Source organism: Streptomyces sp. NBC_01506 (assembly GCF_045040295.1).
Lineage (GTDB): Bacteria > Actinomycetota > Actinomycetes > Streptomycetales > Streptomycetaceae > Streptomyces.
Genome location: NZ_CP109422.1, coordinates 4,618,572 through 4,635,337, shown reverse-complemented (window position 1 = coordinate 4,635,337; position 16,766 = coordinate 4,618,572). Strand labels below are relative to the sequence as shown.

General features: G+C 70.2%; 14 protein-coding genes. 4 read left to right on the top strand and 10 right to left on the bottom strand.

The features are described 5' to 3' along the window. Positions 1 to 28: 28 nt before the first annotated feature. From OG329_RS20210 to OG329_RS20180, 7 genes are all read right to left on the bottom strand, one after another. Complete coding sequence (locus tag OG329_RS20210) at positions 29 to 589, bottom strand: bacterial proteasome activator family protein (RefSeq protein ID WP_405796974.1); 561 nt, start codon at positions 587 to 589, stop codon at positions 29 to 31. A gap of 120 nt (positions 590 to 709) precedes the next feature. Continuing rightward, complete coding sequence (locus OG329_RS20205; RefSeq protein WP_405796973.1) at positions 710 to 3,679, bottom strand: ABC transporter permease; 2,970 nt, start codon at positions 3,677 to 3,679, stop codon at positions 710 to 712. Continuing rightward, the gene (locus tag OG329_RS20200; protein ID WP_405796972.1) at positions 3,676 to 4,419 is read right to left on the bottom strand and encodes an ABC transporter ATP-binding protein; all 744 of its coding nucleotides are present in this window, start codon (positions 4,417 to 4,419) and stop codon (positions 3,676 to 3,678) included. Before OG329_RS20200 ends, OG329_RS20205 begins: the two co-directional genes overlap by 4 nt. A 99-nt stretch (positions 4,420 to 4,518) precedes the next feature. Further along, positions 4,519 to 5,205 (bottom strand): PadR family transcriptional regulator, encoded by a 687-nt coding sequence (locus OG329_RS20195; RefSeq protein WP_405796970.1) that lies wholly within the window; start codon positions 5,203 to 5,205, stop codon positions 4,519 to 4,521. A gap of 158 nt (positions 5,206 to 5,363) precedes the next feature. Continuing rightward, a complete protein-coding gene (locus tag OG329_RS20190; protein WP_405796969.1) occupies positions 5,364 to 6,008 on the bottom strand; it encodes a hypothetical protein in 645 nt (214 codons plus the stop codon). A 170-nt stretch (positions 6,009 to 6,178) separates the two neighbouring features. After that, positions 6,179 to 6,514, bottom strand: a complete 336-nt coding sequence (locus tag OG329_RS20185; RefSeq protein ID WP_405796968.1) for a hypothetical protein — start codon at positions 6,512 to 6,514, stop codon at positions 6,179 to 6,181. Between the two features lie 45 nt (positions 6,515 to 6,559). Continuing rightward, complete coding sequence (locus OG329_RS20180; RefSeq protein WP_405796967.1) at positions 6,560 to 8,191, bottom strand: protein kinase domain-containing protein; 1,632 nt, start codon at positions 8,189 to 8,191, stop codon at positions 6,560 to 6,562. A gap of 446 nt (positions 8,192 to 8,637) precedes the next feature. Between OG329_RS20180 and OG329_RS20175 the strand changes: the two genes are divergently transcribed. Then, a complete protein-coding gene (locus OG329_RS20175; protein ID WP_405796966.1) occupies positions 8,638 to 10,239 on the top strand; it encodes a protein kinase domain-containing protein in 1,602 nt (533 codons plus the stop codon). A 28-nt stretch (positions 10,240 to 10,267) separates the two neighbouring features. On the opposite strand, the gene OG329_RS20170 is transcribed toward OG329_RS20175, so the two are convergent. The 3 genes from OG329_RS20170 to OG329_RS20160 all read right to left on the bottom strand — a co-directional run bounded on the left by OG329_RS20170 (position 10,268) and on the right by OG329_RS20160 (position 12,730). Further along, complete coding sequence (locus OG329_RS20170) at positions 10,268 to 11,389, bottom strand: phosphotransferase (RefSeq protein WP_405801928.1); 1,122 nt, start codon at positions 11,387 to 11,389, stop codon at positions 10,268 to 10,270. 45 nt (positions 11,390 to 11,434) lie between these two features. Then, positions 11,435 to 11,908, bottom strand: coding sequence for a pyridoxamine 5'-phosphate oxidase family protein (locus tag OG329_RS20165; RefSeq protein ID WP_405796964.1), 474 nt, complete (start codon positions 11,906 to 11,908; stop codon positions 11,435 to 11,437). 162 nt (positions 11,909 to 12,070) lie between these two features. Continuing rightward, the gene (locus tag OG329_RS20160) at positions 12,071 to 12,730 is read right to left on the bottom strand and encodes a response regulator (RefSeq protein ID WP_405796963.1); all 660 of its coding nucleotides are present in this window, start codon (positions 12,728 to 12,730) and stop codon (positions 12,071 to 12,073) included. A gap of 326 nt (positions 12,731 to 13,056) precedes the next feature. Here OG329_RS20160 and pdhA point away from each other — a divergent pair, with 326 nt between their 5' ends. The 3 genes from pdhA to OG329_RS20145 are packed head-to-tail and all read left to right on the top strand — an operon-like array spanning position 13,057 to position 16,660. After that, a complete protein-coding gene (gene pdhA / locus OG329_RS20155) occupies positions 13,057 to 14,250 on the top strand; it encodes a pyruvate dehydrogenase (acetyl-transferring) E1 component subunit alpha (protein WP_405796961.1) in 1,194 nt (397 codons plus the stop codon). A gap of 2 nt (positions 14,251 to 14,252) precedes the next feature. Beyond that, positions 14,253 to 15,233 (top strand): alpha-ketoacid dehydrogenase subunit beta, encoded by a 981-nt coding sequence (locus OG329_RS20150; RefSeq protein WP_405796960.1) that lies wholly within the window; start codon positions 14,253 to 14,255, stop codon positions 15,231 to 15,233. A gap of 14 nt (positions 15,234 to 15,247) precedes the next feature. Further along, complete coding sequence (locus tag OG329_RS20145; protein ID WP_405796959.1) at positions 15,248 to 16,660, top strand: dihydrolipoamide acetyltransferase family protein; 1,413 nt, start codon at positions 15,248 to 15,250, stop codon at positions 16,658 to 16,660. The last annotated feature ends 106 nt before the right edge of the window (positions 16,661 to 16,766 follow it).

The following is a 16,766-nucleotide window of genomic DNA, read 5'->3' as shown; positions in this document are numbered from 1 at the left end:
GGCCTTACGGCTTTAACGGCAGTTCCGGTCAGAGATACGGCCCCGAGCGGATCGCGCCGTGCGCGCCCGGGTCCTCGCCGTCCTCGCCCTCGTGGGACGCACCCGGCGGCAACGCCCGGCGCATCTGCTCCAACTGCGCCCGCGCCGCCATCTGCTGGGCGAACAGCGCCGTCTGGATCCCGTGGAAAAGTCCCTCCAGCCAGCCGACCAACTGGGCCTGCGCGATGCGCAGTTCGGCCTCGGACGGGATGGCCTCGTCGGTGAACGGGAGCGAAAGGCGCTCCAGTTCCTCGACGAGTTCGGGGGCGAGACCGTCCTCGAGCTCCTTCACCGAACCGGCGTGAATCTCCTTGAGCCGTACCCGGCTCGCCTCGTCCAGAGGGGCCGCCCGCACTTCTTCGAGCAACTGCTTGATCATGCTGCCGATGCGCATGACCTTCGCCGGCTGTTCGACCATCTCCGTCACCGGGATCTCGCGCGGCTCGTCGTCCCCTTGTCCCTGTCCGCCGCCGAGCGCCATCCCGTCCTGTCCCACCACGAGGACATGGGGGTTGCTCTCCTGCGAACGTTCGTTCCTCGGCATTTCCATGTCCTCATTGTCTCGCACCTGGGTACGGATGCGCGGTGAGCCCCCGTAAGAGAGTGGTGCACTTCCCTGTGGGACCCCGACAGGGGCTCACGCGCGCCTTGCGACCGCCGGCCGAAGGCGTCAGATCGCCGCCCTGCGCGCCAGCGCGCCCCGGGAGCGGGTCACCAGCGCGGCCAGTGCCGCCGCGCCGAGCGGGACGGCGACGAGCAGCAGGCCCAGCGTCTCCCACGGGATGACCACCGGTACGAAGGGTGCCGCGGGCTCGGTACCGCCGCCCCAGCCCTCGTCCAGCATCCGCGCGTACATCTGGTCCTCCGCGCGGCGTTCGGTGAAGCGCAGCCCGATGGCGGGCAGGATTCCCGACGCGGAGCCGAGCAGCACACCCATCGCGGCCACCACCCCGCACTGGAACCCGCTGAGGGCCTTGCGGACCCTGGGCGGTGCCCCGACGGCGGCGAGGGTCTTCAGGTCGGCCTCGGCGTCCGCCTGGGCGAGACCGGTGGCGATACCGGCGGCGCCGATCGTGATCAGCCCCGCGAAGACGGCGAGTGCCAGCATCGTGGTGCTGCTCTCCGGGACGAAGCCCTTCTCGACGGTCAGCCAGGGATCGCTGCCCGTCTTGGCCAGCTCGCTGTTCAGCTTCTGCTCCTGCGCGTCGCTCGGCAGGTGCTCGGTGCTGTAGAAGGCACCCAGCGGTACGGCGGTGAGGCCCGCCTTCCGCGCCGCTTCCGGGGGCACGATCGTCGCGACGCCGTACGACTTGGGACTGCCGGAGACCTGGTGGGCGGGGATCTGCTTGATGGTGCCCGGCGGCTCCTTGCCGTCCATGGCCGCCTGGTCCGCCTTTTCCACCTGGGCGGCGGAGATGACGCGGATGTCGATCGTGCCGCTCACCCCGTCCTTGCCGTCCCCGGCCTGCGCGCCGCCCTTGCCTTCCTTGCTGTCCCCGGCCTGCGCGCCGCCCTTGTCGTCCCTGCCGTCCTTGCCCGCAGGGTTGAGGTTGTGTTTGAAGAAGGACACGGTCAGCCCGTTCGCCAGCGCCTTCGCCGCGTCCGGGTCCTTGATCTTCAGTACCTTCAGCAGCTTCTCGTCGCCGATCAAGATCGGGCCGCCCGCGTCGCCGACGCCTCCCCCGACGTTGGCGCAGCGCCAGTCGTTGGCGAGTGCGCGCCGCTCGGCGTTGGAGAACTTCGCGGCGGGGTCCTCACCTGTGCCGTCGTCCGCCCACAGCGGGCACTCCTGGTCCTTGGGCACGACGATCTCGTACCGTCCGCAGTTTTCACCGCCCCCGTAGGCCGAGCAGTTTCGATTGCCGACCACCACCCGGTCCACGTCGGCGCGTATGCCCGTCGGCAGCAGCTTCTGTACGTCGTCGCGCATCGCGGGGACGTCGGCCGAGGATTCCGGCGAGATGATCGCCACCGCGCCGTGCGGCAGGGCCGCCTCGTACTCCGCCTCGTCCTGAGCCTGCGAACTGGCCGAGTACGTCGCCACCGCGACCGTGCCCGCGACCGCCGCGAGCACCGCCGCCACCGCCGGAGCCGTACGGCCCCTGTTGCGTACGGAGTCCCGCAGCGCGAGCCGCGGCGACAGCGGCAGCCAGCGGCCTATCCGCCCGAAGAGACCCACCAGGGCGGGCGTCAGCGCCACCACGCCCAGTTCGGCCAGCGCGCTGCCGCCGCCGACGAGCGCGACCTGGTCGGACATCGTCGAGCCGTACAGCGCGATGCCCGCGCCGAGCAGGACGGCGGTCAGCCCCAGGATCGGCAGCACCCTGCTGCTCCTGCGGACGCCACGGCGGCCGGTGAGGGAGGCCACGACGGTCTGCCGGGACGCGGTGACCGCCGGGACGATCGCGGCCAGCAGTCCGGTGACGACCGCGATCAGCGCGATCCCGATCAGCTCCAGCGGCCGGATGTCGAAGTCACCGAAACGTTTGTTCAGCCAGTTTTCGAGCACGGGCTGGAGCGCGAAGGTCAGGCCGATGCCCAGCGCCGTACCGACCACGGCCGCCACCGCGCCGATCACCAGGCCGCCGCTGAGGACGATGGCCCTGATGTGGTGCCGGTCGCCGCCGTTGGCGCCGACCAGACCGAGCTGGCGGCGCGAGCGGCGGGCGCCGACGGCGAACGCCGGGCCGGCCAGCAGACAGATCTCCAGCATCGCGAGGCCGACGATGGTGCTGAGGATGGCCAACTGGACGGTGGTGTCGGAGCTGCCCGAGTAGTCCTGGTTGCCCTCCTGCTCGTAGTACGGCACGTCTGCGTCGGCCGGCGGGTCGAGCATGACGGCGCGCGAGACGACCGTGGCGCCCTTCTTGTTGGTCTCCTTGACCATGTTCCACGTGAAACCGGCGTCACCGGGCACGGAGACCAGATACGTGGTCGACGTATACGTGCTGGGCAGTTCCGCGGCGGCCAGCACCGTGTCGAGGGGGGCCAGCAGAGCGCCGGGCAGCGCGTTGACCTGGGCATCGCCCAGAGAGTTCGGCAATTCGTACGCGCCGACGATCCGGTAGGTGGTGTCGAGGCCGCGCGCCGTGAGCTTCGATCCGACGTGCAGCCCGCTGCTCTCCAGGAAGGCGTTGGTCGCGGCGACCTCGTCGGCCTTGCGGGGGAAGCGGCCCCGGTCGAGGCGCATGATGCCCTCGGCCATCGTGTCCGTCGACTTCAGCTCCCGGACCTGGGTGTTCCGCAGGCCATGGGTGGTGGTGAGCTTGGCCATGCCCACCGAGTCGACAAGCGACCTGGCGCCCGCGGGGACGGCCTCCTGGACGTCCGTCTCGCCCTGGGGCCACGGCTTGTCCTCGTAGTCGCCCTCCGGCGCGTACGTCTCGCCCTTCGGGTTCTGCATGACGGCGACACCGCCCAGACCCGGGTCGTTGACCCGGGCGTCGGCGTTCCCGAGGTCGCGGTCCAGCGACTGGGCGGTGGACAGTTCGGCGCTGCGCAGGGTCAGATCGGCGGCGCTCACACCGAGGATCGGCAGGGCGAGCATGGCGAGGACGAGGAAGCTGCGTCCCTTGAAGCGCCAGGCGTCACGGCGGGCTATACGGATCGCGGCGCGCCAGGAGTGGTACCAAGCCTTCACCGTTCGGCCGCCTGGCCCGTGAGAAGCGAGTCGGCCTGGCTGCGGATCGTCTGGTCGACGACGGCGCCGTCCCTCAGGAACACCACGCGGTCGGCCCAGGCGGCGAAGCGCGGCTCGTGCGTGACCAGGACGCCGGCCGCGCCCGCGTCGCAGCGGCTGCGCAGCAGGGCGAGCACGGACTCGCCGGTCTCGGAGTCGAGGGCGCCGGTGGGCTCGTCGGCGAGGACGAGACGGCGGTCGCCGACGAGCGCGCGGGCGATGGCCACGCGCTGCTGCTGGCCGCCGGACATCTCGTCCGGGAAGCGGTCGGCGAGATGGTCGAGCTCCATCTCGCGCAGCGCGGCGACGGCCTCGACGCGCGCCTTGCGGGCCGATGTGCCGTCCAGCTCGCGGGGGAGGGCGATGTTCTCGGCGGCGGTGAGGGCCGGGATGAGGTTGTAGTCCTGGAAGACGTAACCGATGCTGCGGCGGCGCAGTGCGGCGATCTGCTTGCGGTCCGCGGTGGTGAGGTCGGTGTTCTCGACGATCACCTGGCCCGACGTGGGGATGTCGAGGCCGCCGGCGATGGTGAGCAGCGTGGACTTGCCGGAGCCGGACGGGCCCATGACGGCGACGAGTTCGCCGGGGAAGACGTCGAGGTTGATCCCGCGCAGGGCGTGGACCTCGGTGGCGCCACTGCCGTGGACGCGGGTCAGGTCCTTGAGTTGCAGCACGGGATGCGGTGCCTGCTGGTCAGGCATGGGTGGTCCCCCTTGAGAGCGGATGTGGTCCGTAGGTGTGGGTCATTGGGTGCGGTATGGCGTGTACGGGCGGGTGCGGGTGCGGGTGCGGGCGCGGCGTCAGCGGCGGCCGGAGCGGCCGAGGCCGACTCGCGGGGCGGGCGCCGGCTTCTCCCCCGGCGGCGGTGCGATGTCGGCGCCCGCCTCCCGGCTCTCCCGCTCTCGCTCCTCCTGCTGCTCCTGCTTCTTCTCCCGCCTCTCCTTCTGCGCGGCCATCAGTGAGAGCCGCACGAGCCTGGCCTCGCAGTGGTCGAGCCAGCGCGCCTCCGCCTCCGTCTGGAAGATGAGCTGTTCGAGGACGAGCAGCCACGCCACGTCGTCAGGGTTGTCCGGCGTCATGTCGGCGGCCTGGGCCTTGAGACGGGTGTAGTCCTGCATCGCCTGCACGGTGTGGTGGCGCTGCGACTGGATCACGTCCCGGATGTCGATGCCGGGTGCGCCCACGGCCATCGCGAGCTTGATGGCCAGTTCGTCGCGCGGCGGGCTGCGCCGGTCGACCGGTGAGCGGAACCAGTTCCGCAGCTCCTCGCGGCCGGCGTCCGTGATGCCGTAGAGCGCGTGGCCGGCTTCGTCCTCACCGTCCTGGACGACCATGCCGTCGCGCTCCAGACGGTTGAGCGTCGTATAGACCTGGCCGACGTTGAGCGGCCAGGTGGCTCCGGTGCGCGATTCGAACTCCGTACGGAGCTGGGAGCCGTAGCGCGGTCCTTGTTCGAGGAGGGCCAGCAGCCCGTGGCGGATCGACATACTCAGTATGTATACCGAGTATGGCCTCCACGACAAGAGTCTTGAGAGGGACGTCACGCGTCCGTCGTAAGGAGGAGGTAAAGCCGACGCGAGATGTACGGGAGCGTCGAAGGCGCAGCTCGGAGGGGGTACGAGTGCGCCTGGCCGGGCCGTCGGGGTCAGCGTCTGCGGAGCCGTAGCCCCAGAAAACCGATGCCGAGCCCCATGAGCGCCATTCCGATGCCGAGGGTCAGGGCAGGGATGGCGCGGGCCACGGGCTGGGGGAGCGCCTGGCTGGTGCGCTCCTGTGCGGTGGCGTCCGGAGGGGGCGTACGGAGCGGGAAAGGCGCGTCGGCCGTGGCCCCGAAGTCGTCCGACAGGGCCGCTTCGTCGTCCTCCTCGCCCTCGTCCCGGCTCTCCCTCTCCCGCTCGCGCGCCGACTCCCGGTTCTTCTTCCCGTCGCTTTTCGTCCCCTTGTCCGGTTCGGCGGAGGGTGACGAGGAAAGGCTGGGAGAGGGTGAAGCGGAACCGGACGACGGCCTTCCGCTCGGGCTCGGCGATACCGACGCGGTAGCGCCTGCGGACGGGTCGCCGGCCCCCGGCGACGACGCCCCGGCACTCGCCGTCGTACGCCCCGGCCGGGGCCGTCCCTGCCCGGCCTCGTTCCCCGCCAGCGACGAGGACGCGCTGGGGGAAGGCGACGGGGCGGCACGCGGGGGTCCGGGGCGCTCCTCGGCGTACGCGAGGGGCGCGGCCACCAGGAGGGTGGCCACCGAGACCGCGATCACGCAGGAGGTGCGGCGGCGTGCGTGGAGCCGTGACATCACCGACTCAGCGTCACATGTGGTGACGGAAGCGGCATCTCGGTTGTGCGGTACCCGGCAAGCGGTTGACGCCCGGCGGCCGGGCCGCGAACCGCCCGGCACACGCTGTGTGCCGGGCGGCCTTCACGAAAAAGTGGGCCGGCCCCGTGTGTGGGTGGCCGGCTCGGATCCTAGTAGTACGGGTTGGTGATCGAGCTGTCGCCGCAGGATCGGATCACGCTGCCGCCCTCCATCACGAACGCCTCGATGTAGGCGTACTTGATGCCGAGAGAGTCGGTGGCGGTTGTGTTCCAAGTCTGCGAGGCACCCTTGCCGCCGTACTCGTGATGCAGCGGCCATATGTGTGACCCGCCCGAACCCCGAACCGTCTGTAGTTGTATCGCCACATGGTGGCCGTCTGCGGCGGTGTCGGTGATCTTGAGGCTGACGCTGTTGAGTTGAGTGCGGCTGGCGAAGACCCAGGAGCCGCTTCCCGAGGCGCCCGTGACGCTGCATGAGGCGCCCACGGCGTTCACCGTCGCAGCCCGCCGGAGAGGCGCCCCGAGCGACGCTCAGCCGGCCTTGCCCGTGGAGATCTTCAGCTCGAATTCTTGGTCCTCGGGCAGAACAGCCGCGCCCTGGCGGGGGTACTGCTCGACGACGATGCCCTCGGCCTGGGTGCCGTCGTCGACTTCCTTGACTTCGGCCCAGGTCCACCCTGCGGCCGTCAGGCAGTCTTTAACGGAGAGGATGTCTTTGTAGCGAAGGTCGGGCGCCTGGACTTTCGTCGGGTCCACACCGTCCTCTGAGGCATCCGAACACTTGTCGGGCTCAATCGTCCGGTAGCGCTCCGGCGGCCGGTGGTCGGCGGCGGCCGCCGATCCGCTCGCCTTGTCGTCCGGCTCCTTGGACCCGCCGTCGTCGCCCTGCGTGAGCGCGAAGACCAGACCACCGATCGCGGCGATCGCGACCACGATCGACCCGACGACGACCGGCAGATTCCGCCTGCCGCCGCCACCATGGCCACCGCCGCCACCATGGCCACCGTGGCTCACATGGGTCGGCTGCCCCCCCTGCTGCGGCGACATCGTGTACGGAGGCGCCGGGGTCTGGTAGCCCTGGTTCGGCTGCGGCGGGTAGCCGTACGTAGGAGGCGGCGTCTGCATCGGCGGTGTCGGCGGGCCGTAGGCCCCCGGCTGGTACGGCGTCTGTACGCCGCCCTGCGGCGCCGGCATCCCCTGGTCCACCGGCGGGAAGACCGCCGAGCCGACGCCCGCGCCGCTCGACGAGGGCGCGCCCTGCACGATCACCGGGGCGCCGGTCTGGCCCTGCGGAAGCACCCGCGCGCATTCGTCGCGCATCGCGGCGGCGCTCGGGAACCGCTCGTTCGGGTTCTTCTTCAGCGCCCGCGCGACGAGCGCGTCCACCGCCGGAGTGATGGAGCGGTTGATGGAGGAGGGGGCGACCGGCTCCTCCTGCACATGCGCGTACGCGATCGCCAGCGGTGAGTCCGCCTCGAACGGCAGTCGGCCGGTGAGCAGTTGGAAGAGCATGATCCCGACCGAGTACAGGTCGGAGCGGGCGTCGACACCGCGCCCCAGCGCCTGCTCGGGGGAGAGATACTGCGGCGTGCCGACGACCATGCCGGTCTGCGTCATCGACGTGACACCGGACTGCATGGCCCGCGCGATGCCGAAGTCCATCACCTTCACGACGCCGCGCTTGGTCATCATCACGTTGCCGGGCTTGATGTCGCGGTGGACCAGGCCCATCTCATGGCTGGTCTCCAGCGCGGCGAGCACGTCCGCCGTCACCTTCAGCGCGCGGTCGGCCGGCATCGCGCCGTACTGCCGGATGTCCGACTCCAGTACGGAGCCGAGCGGCTGCCCCTCCACGTACTCCATGACGATGTACGGCATGAGCGAGCCGTCCAGCTCGTCCTCACCGGTGTCGAAGACCGAGACGATGTTCGTGTGCGACAGCTTCGCCACGGCCTGCGCCTCGCGCCGGAAGCGCTCACGGAAGGACTGCTCACGGCCGAGCTCGGTGTGGAGCGTCTTGATCGCGACCTGTCGGTCGAGCGCCGCGTCGTACGCGAGGTAGACGGACGCCATGCCGCCCTCGCCGAGCAGGTCACGAAGCTGGTACCGGCCGCCCGCGACCGAACCGCCCGCGTAGCGGCCCTGTGCGCCGTCGTTGCTCATGACTGTGCTTCCCCCTCGGCGCGCGGCGACGCGGTGATCTCGTGATCTCAGTGCTTCGCGCTGACCCGTGCTTCCGTACTCGTCGTGTCCTGCGTACTCATGGGACCCGGTGATCCCCTGATCCCGCATTTACGGGCCAAGTCTGCCGCAGGGCAGTGACACGTCAAGCCAGGTGCCCGTTCCGTGACCGTACGCACAGCAAGCGTCTCGGAAGCGTTACAGGAAAAGCATGGAATTTGCGTGCGCCCGGCCGTACCGGGTTTGATGACCGGTCCATCTCCAATTGGCGTGTCGGACGAAGGCTGTAGCGTGACCGGCACAGCACGAGCGCAGGATTCACCCCGACTCCTGTCCCCACTCCTGTCCCCACTCCTTCATCCATCCCAGGCACCACCGCGACCCCGCGCACGCGGGCGGCACGCGGACAGAAACGACGGCGAGGACTGATGGCACCCGAACCCGAAGCAGGCAGCGGCGGAGTGCCTGATGCCGCTGACTCATGGGGCGTCGGCGGGCTGGTCGGAGACGGCCGCTACCGGATGACGTACCGCCTCGGCCGGGGCGGTATGGCCGAGGTGTACGCGGCGGAGGACGTCCGGCTCGGCCGGACCGTCGCCGTCAAACTGCTGCGGTCGGACCTCGCCGAGGACCCGGTCTCCAAGGCCCGCTTCACCCGCGAGGCCCAGTCGGTGGCCGGGCTGAACCACCACGCTGTGGTGGCGGTGTACGACTCCGGTGAGGATGTCGTGGGCGGCCAGACCGTTCCGTACATCGTGATGGAGCTGGTCGAGGGCCGTACGATCCGCGATCTGCTCCTCAACGCCGAGGCGCCGCCCCCGGAGCAGGCGTTGATCATCGTCTCCGGTGTGCTCGAAGCGCTCGCCTACTCGCACCAGCACGGCATCGTGCACCGCGACATCAAGCCGGCGAACGTGATCATCACGGACAGCGGCGCGGTCAAGGTGATGGACTTCGGCATCGCGCGCGCCCTGCACGGCGCGCAGTCGACGATGACCCAGACCGGCATGGTCATGGGCACGCCGCAGTATCTCTCCCCCGAGCAGGCGCTCGGCAAGGCCGTCGACCACCGCTCCGATCTGTACGCCACGGGCTGTCTGCTCTACGAACTCCTGTCGCTGCGCCCGCCGTTCACCGGCGAGACGCCGCTCTCCGTGGTGTATCAGCACGTCCAGGACATCCCCGTCCCGCCGTCCGAGGTCTCGGACGTGGTGCCGCCGGAGCTGGACGGGCTGGTCATGCGCTCGCTCGCGAAGGACCCGGACGACCGGTTCCAGAGCGCCGAGGAGATGCGCGGCCTCGTCCAGTACGGCATGCAGATGCTCCAGCAGCAGGGCAGCCACACGGGCACCTGGAACACCGGCCCCGTCGACACGCACGAGGGCGGCAGCACCCCGGCCATGGGCGTCGCCGCGACGACCGCGCTCGGCCACCCGCCGCACGGCGAGACGGCGCAGCGCCCGCTGCTGCCGCCGCAGAATCCGAACGACGGCGGTTACGACGGCGGCCGGCACGGCGAAGGGGGCGGTGGCCGCGGCAAGATGTGGCTGGTCGCCCTGCTCGCGGTGATCGCGATCGTGGCGGGCGCGGCGTACGCGGTGAACAACATGGGCGCCACGGGGAACGACAACAAGCAGGACCGGAAGACCGAACAGAGCCCGTCGCAGACGCCGAGCGACAAGCCGTCGAAGTCGAAGGACGAGGAGACCACGCCCTCCGACGATTCGGACACCTCGACGGGCGGTGGCCACCAGCAGCCGGAGTTCCCGACCGAGGACACCCCGAGCGAGAAGCCGTCACCCTCGGAGACCCCCTCGTCGGACACCCCCTCGCCGCCGCCCGACCCGGGGGACGACCAGGGGACGACGGACGGCACCGGCGAGGACCCGTCCGGCGATCCGTCGCCTCCGGACCCGGGCACGGCGGAGGGCGGGACGGCCGACGGCGGCACCACCGACGGTGGTACGGGAACGCCGGGCGGCGGGGCCGCGGGTGACCCCGGCACCCCCGAAGGCGCGACCGGGAGCTAGGCACACCGGACGGGCCGGAGGCCGGAGGTCACCCCGCGAACGCGTCGCACACCTCCCAGTAGTTCCGCGTCCACCACACCGCCAGGGCCGACACCGCGGGGAACTGCGGGTCGGCCCTTCGGTCGTCCAACTGGTAGCGCCAGCGCAGTATCCAGAAGTCGTTGAGCCGTTCCCACCACACGCGGTGTACGGCGGCGGCCAGTTCGGCGCAGTCCGCCCCGGCGGTCAGCCGGTAGGCACGCGCGTACGCCCGCACCTTCACCAGGTCCAGCTCCCCCGAAGGCTGTACGAAGAAGATCGCCGCCGCCCGGACGGCCTCCTCGGCGCGGGGCTGGACGGCGAGGCGGTCCCAGTCGACGATCGCGACGGGGTCCGTGCCCCGGTAGAGCACATTCAGCGGATGGAAGTCGCCGTGCACCCACCCGGTGGCCGTCTCGGCGCCCGGTGGCGGCCGGTGGTGCGCGTGGCGTTCCAGCAGCGCCCGGCGCTCCAGCAGCCGGTGTTCGGCGAGCGAGTCGAAGCCGTCGCCCGGGGTGCGCCCGCGAGCGAGGGCCAGTAACTCGTCGATGAGCGCGAAGGTGTCGGCGGGGGTGGCGCTGTCGTACGCGCCGTCGTGCCCGCCGTCGTACGCGCCGTCGTGCCCGCCGTCGTACGCGCCGTCGTACGCGCCGTCGTGCCCGCCTCCGTAGGAGAAGCGGTCCGGCGCCGGCTCCATGACCTGTTCCAGACAGGTGTGTACGACGCCGAGGAGCGAGCCGAGCCGCCGTGAGGAGGCGGGCGTCAACTGGGCGCCGGTGCGGTGCCGGCCGTCGACCCAGGGGTGCAGGGCGTAGCAGTGGCCGCCGACGACGGCGACGGTGCCGCCCTCGGTGTCCCGGACGGGCGGTACGGCGGGGACGCCCAGCGCCTGGAGCCGCCGGGTGGCGCGGTGCTGGCGGGCGATGGACTCGCGGTCGCCGTCGAGGTGGTGCTTGAGGAAGTAGGAGCCGTGGGTGGTGGTGAGCCGGTAGCCGCGGTTCAGCAGCCCTTGGGTGAGGGGCTGGCAGGCCAGGGGTTCGCCGCCGTACTCGTAGCGTCTGAGCAGGTCACCGAGGGGCAGGGAGCCGAAGGGGAGGTCGACCACGGGCGGAGCGCTCGCGACATAGGGCATCGTCGCGGTCGTTGCAGATGAGCACGGCACTCTTCAAATGATAGATCACACAGCGTGGCGATTGTGTCGCCGTCCGTTTCCGCTGTCGCTCGCGGACCCGCTCTCCGTCCCGTACTCGCTCCCGTACTCCGTCCCGTACTCGAGGATGTGCACGGTCGAGAACTGTGGCGTCAGGCGCATGTAGACCGGGTCGAAGGGCTCGCCGTCGACATGGTGGGGCCCCGCGCCGAACAGCTCCAACTGGCTGTCCGTCGGCCTGACCATGTTCGCGGTGCCGGTGAACTGGACCGACCAGAGGTCGGCCTCCCCGGAGTGGAAGTTGTCGGCGCCGTACGCGACGACGCTGCCGCTGCACGCCCGGTGATAGCCCATCCCACGGTGCATCCGCAGGACGACGCGGTCGTCGGCGACGATGTGCCGGGCGGGGGCCACGAACGGCATCGCCCGCATGCTCGTGGCCACCCGCCCGAAGGGGACTCGGTCGAGCAGGTCGATGGCGCGCAGATCACGGGTGGACATGGCATCCACTCTCTGTCACCGGCCATCCACAGAACTAGGGCAACCCGCCCCGGATCGGCCAGGACCTTGGTCCTTATCGGACCTTTAGGAAACCCGGCCGGAGTCGGGGCCTTCGACAGGTTTCGGCGCCGTTGAGCACCCAAACCCGCCGGTCAGTGCGGTTCAGCGCTGCTCGGCCTGGATCCTCGCCACGTACGCGGCGGCCTGGGACCGGCGCTCCATCCCTAGCTTGGACAGCAGGCTGGAGACGTAATTCTTGATCGTCTTCTCGGCGAGATGCAGCCGCTCGCCGATCGCGCGGTTGGTCAGGCCCTCGCCGATGAGATCGAGGATCTTGCGCTCCTGGTCGGTGAGGTTCGCCAGCTTGTCGTCGCCCTTGGGGGTGTTGCCCTCGCGCAGCCGCTGGAGCACCCGCGCCGTCGCGACCGGGTCCAGCAGGGACCGGCCGGCCGCCACGTCCCGTACGGCGGTCAGCAGTTCGTCACCGCGGATCGCCTTCAGTACGTAACCCGAGGCGCCCGCCATGATCGCGTCGAACAGCGCCTCGTCGTCGGAGAACGAGGTGAGCATCAGACACTTGATGCTCTCGTCCCGGGAGCGGATCTCGCGGCAGACCTCCACGCCGCTGCCGTCCGGCAGCCGTACGTCCAGCACCGCGACGTCGGGCCGGGTCGCCGGGATCCGGGTCAGCGCGTCGGCGGCGGTACCCGCCTCGCCCACGACCTCGATGTCGTCCTCGACGGCGAGCAGCTCATGGACGCCCCGCCGGACCACCTCGTGATCGTCCAGCAGAAAAACGGTGATTTTTCCCATTTCAGGCACAGGATCAGTCAAACACACTTCCCCCTATCCCCGTCGTGGGCCGCCGGGATAACGTGCCGTTGTTCCGGCGGCCTGCAAGGCTGTGACCAGTGGTTGTCCCCCGACAGTGGCGATTTACTTGGAAATCCAAGTAAAATCGCAGGTCAATAGGGGTTTCGCAGGAATGCGACCCACTGGGTAACGTGCCTGTGACAGGGCGCTCGCCGGGGCACCTGTCACGCCTGTCCCGGCCGGGTCGCACCCACCCCGTGCACGCGTCCGGAAGCAGGCGAGCCGCACTGGTTCCCGGCGGATCCCGGGGACCGGACCGACGGAGGAGCACGCACGTGACCGTGGAGAGCACTGCCGCCGCGCGAAAGCCGCGACGTAGCAGCGGCACCAAGCGCGCCGGCGCCAAGACGGCGTCGCAGCCGAAGGCTTCCGAGCCCCAGCTCGTACAGTTGCTGACGCCCGAGGGCGAGCGCGTCAAGAACGACGAGTACGACAGCTACGTAGCCGACATCACCCCCGAATCCCTGCGCGGGCTCTACCGCGACATGGTCCTGACGCGTCGCTTCGACGCCGAGGCCACGTCCCTCCAGCGCCAGGGCGAGCTGGGCCTGTGGGCGTCGCTGCTCGGCCAGGAGGCCGCCCAGATCGGCTCGGGACGCGCGCTGCGCGACGACGACTACGTCTTCCCGACCTACCGGGAGCACGGCGTCGCCTGGTGCCGGGGCGTCGACCCGACGAACCTGCTCGGGATGTTCCGCGGTGTGAACCACGGCGGCTGGGACCCGAAGACCAACAACTTCCATCTGTACACGATCGTCATCGGCTCGCAGACGCTGCACGCCACCGGCTACGCGATGGGCGTGGCCAAGGACGGCGCGGACTCGGCCGTCATCGCCTACTTCGGCGACGGCGCCTCCAGCCAGGGCGACGTGGCGGAGTCGTTCACCTTCTCGGCCGTCTACAACGCGCCGGTGGTGTTCTTCTGCCAGAACAACCAGTGGGCCATCTCGGAGCCGACCGAGAAGCAGATGCGGGTGCCGCTCTACCAGCGCGCGCAGGGCTTCGGCTTCCCCGGCGTGCGGGTCGACGGCAACGACGTACTGGCCTGTCTGGCCGTGACACGCGCCGCGCTGGAGCGCGCGCGCACCGGCCAGGGCCCGATGCTCGTGGAGGCGTTCACCTACCGCATGGGCGCGCACACCACGTCCGACGACCCGACGAAGTACCGGGCGGACGACGAGCGCGAGGCGTGGGAGGCGAAGGACCCGATCCTGCGGCTGCGCGCGTATCTGGAGCGGGAGTCGGCCGCCGACGAGGCGTTCTTCGCCGCTCTGGAGAAGGAGAGCGAGGCGCTGGGCCGGCGGGTGCGCGAAGCGGTGCGAGCGATGCCCGACCCGGACCATATGGCGATCTTCGAGCATGTGTACGCGGACGGGCACGCGCTCGTGGACGAGGAGCGGGCGCAGTTCGCGGCCTACCAGGCGTCGTTCGCGGACTCCGTCTCCGCTGCCGTCGAGGAGGGCAAGTAGCCATGGCCGTACAGAAGCTCCCCCTCGCGAAGGCGATCAACGAGTCGCTGCGCGTCGCCCTCGACACCGACCCCAAGGTCCTGATCATGGGCGAGGACGTCGGCAAGCTCGGCGGCGTCTTCCGGGTCACCGACGGCCTCCAGAAGGACTTCGGCGAGGGCCGGGTCATCGACACCCCGCTCGCCGAGTCGGGCATCGTCGGTACGGCGATCGGTCTCGCGCTGCGCGGCTACCGGCCGGTCGTGGAGATCCAGTTCGACGGCTTCGTCTTCCCCGCGTACGACCAGATCGTCACGCAGCTCGCGAAGATGCACGCCCGCGCGCTCGGCAAGATCAAGATGCCGGTCGTCATCCGTATTCCGTACGGCGGTGGCATCGGCGCCGTCGAGCACCACTCGGAGTCGCCGGAGGCGCTGTTCGCGCACGTGGCGGGGTTGAAGATCGTCTCACCGTCGAATTCGGCGGACGCCTACTGGATGATGCAGCAGGCCATCCAGAGCGACGACCCGGTCATCTTCTTCGAGCCCAAGCGGCGCTACTGGGACAAGGGCGAGGTCGACACCGAGGCCATCCCGGGCCCGCTGCACAAGGCCCGGGTCACCCGCACCGGCACGGATCTGACGCTCGCGGCGTACGGACCGATGGTCAAGGTCTGTCTGGAGGCGGCCGCTGCCGCCGCCGAGGAGGGCAAATCGGTGGAGGTGCTGGATCTGCGGTCGATGTCCCCGATCGACTTCGACACGATCCAGACATCGGTGGAGAAGACGCGCAGGCTGGTCGTGGTCCACGAGGCGCCGGTGTTCTACGGCTCCGGCGCGGAGATCGCCGCCCGGATCACGGAGCGCTCCTTCTACCACCTGGAGGCTCCGGTGCTGCGGGTCGGTGGATTCCACTCCCCGTATCCGCCGGCGCGCCTGGAGGAGGAGTATCTTCCGGGCCTGGACCGGGTACTCGACGCCGTCGACCGCTCGCTCGCGTACTGAGGAGTGCCGTGACCATGACTGCTGACACTTCTACCGCCGCCACCCGCTATCGCGAGTTCAAGATGCCGGACGTGGGCGAAGGGCTCACCGAGGCCGAGATCCTCAAATGGTACGTAAAGCCGGGCGACACCGTCGTCGACGGCCAGGTGGTGTGCGAGGTCGAGACGGCGAAGGCCGCCGTCGAACTGCCCATCCCCTACGACGGGGTGGTGCACGCGCTGCGCTTCGCCGAGGGCACGACCGTCGATGTCGGGGCGTCGATCATCACGGTGGATGTGGCGCCGGGGGCGCCGGGGGGCGCAACTCCTGTTGCGGCGCCGGTCGCCGAGGCCGAGCCCGAGCCCGAGCCTGAGGTCGCCGAGCCGAAGGGGCGCCAGCCGGTGCTCGTCGGCTACGGGGTCTCGGAGTCGTCCACGAAGCGCCGTGCGCGCAAGGGGGCATCCACTGTCCCCGAGCAGGGCGCGGCGGCTGCGGCGATCCAGGCGGAGATGAACGGCCAGGCGGCGCCCGCTCCTCTTACCGAGGGGCTGTCGCGTCCGCTGGCGAAGCCGCCCGTGCGCAAGCTCGCCAAGGACCTGGGGGTGGACCTGGCGACGATCACGCCGTCCGGCCCGGACGGGATCATCACGCGCGAGGACGTGCACGCGGCGACGGTGCAGGCCGAGGCTGATGTGCCGGTCTCGGCGCCGGCGCCCGCCGCGGTGGCCGCCGCACCCTCGCCTGCCGGCCGGGAGACCCGTATCCCCGTCAAGGGCGTACGGAAGGCGACGGCCGCAGCGATGGTGGGCAGCGCGTTCACCGCGCCGCATGTCACGGAGTTCGTGACGGTCGACGTCACGCGCACGATGAAGCTGGTCGACGAGCTGAAGTCCGACAAGGACATGGCGGACGTACGGGTCAACCCGCTGCTGCTCATTGCGAAGGCGCTGCTGGTGGCCATCAAGCGGCACCCGGAGGTCAACGCCACCTGGGACGAGGACGCCCAGGAGATCGTGCTCAAGCACTACGTCAACCTCGGCATCGCGGCGGCGACGCCGCGCGGTCTGCTCGTGCCGAACATCAAGGACGCGCACGACAAGACCCTGCCGCAACTCGCCCAGTCACTGGGCGAGTTGGTGGCCACGGCGCGGGAGGGCAGGACGACCCCGGCGGCCATGCAGGGCGGTACGGTGACGATCACGAACGTCGGCGTCTTCGGTGTCGACACGGGCACGCCGATCCTCAATCCGGGCGAGTCCGCGATCCTGGCGGTCGGTGCGATCAAGCTCCAACCGTGGGTCCACAAGGGCAAGGTGAAGCCCCGTCAGGTCACGACACTGGCGCTGTCGTTCGACCACCGGCTGGTGGACGGCGAGCTGGGCTCCAAGGTGCTGGCGGACATCGCGGCGGTGCTGGAGCAGCCCAAGCGGCTGATCACCTGGGGCTGACCAGGCCGGCCAGGCCGACCACGTAGAGACACGTAGAGACACGTAGAGACACGTAGAGACACGTAGAGACACGTAGAGAAGGGTCGCGACTCCCCCCGGGGTCGCG

Excerpts from the sequence above, each read along its gene's own strand:
- OG329_RS20165 (WP_405796964.1), bottom strand. The coding sequence starts at position 11,908 with ATGTCCACCCGTGATCTGCGCGCCATCGACCTGCTCGACCGAGTCCCC.
- OG329_RS20145 (WP_405796959.1), top strand. The coding sequence starts at position 15,248 with ATGACTGCTGACACTTCTACCGCCGCCACCCGCTATCGCGAGTTCAAG.
- OG329_RS20180 (WP_405796967.1), bottom strand. The coding sequence starts at position 8,191 with ATGAGCAACGACGGCGCACAGGGCCGCTACGCGGGCGGTTCGGTCGCG.
- OG329_RS20210 (WP_405796974.1), bottom strand. The coding sequence starts at position 589 with ATGGAAATGCCGAGGAACGAACGTTCGCAGGAGAGCAACCCCCATGTC.
- OG329_RS20150 (WP_405796960.1), top strand. The coding sequence starts at position 14,253 with ATGGCCGTACAGAAGCTCCCCCTCGCGAAGGCGATCAACGAGTCGCTG.
- OG329_RS20190 (WP_405796969.1), bottom strand. The coding sequence starts at position 6,008 with ATGTCACGGCTCCACGCACGCCGCCGCACCTCCTGCGTGATCGCGGTC.
- OG329_RS20170 (WP_405801928.1), bottom strand. The coding sequence starts at position 11,389 with ATGCCCTATGTCGCGAGCGCTCCGCCCGTGGTCGACCTCCCCTTCGGC.
- OG329_RS20195 (WP_405796970.1), bottom strand. The coding sequence starts at position 5,205 with ATGTCGATCCGCCACGGGCTGCTGGCCCTCCTCGAACAAGGACCGCGC.
- OG329_RS20175 (WP_405796966.1), top strand. The coding sequence starts at position 8,638 with ATGGCACCCGAACCCGAAGCAGGCAGCGGCGGAGTGCCTGATGCCGCT.
- OG329_RS20200 (WP_405796972.1), bottom strand. The coding sequence starts at position 4,419 with ATGCCTGACCAGCAGGCACCGCATCCCGTGCTGCAACTCAAGGACCTG.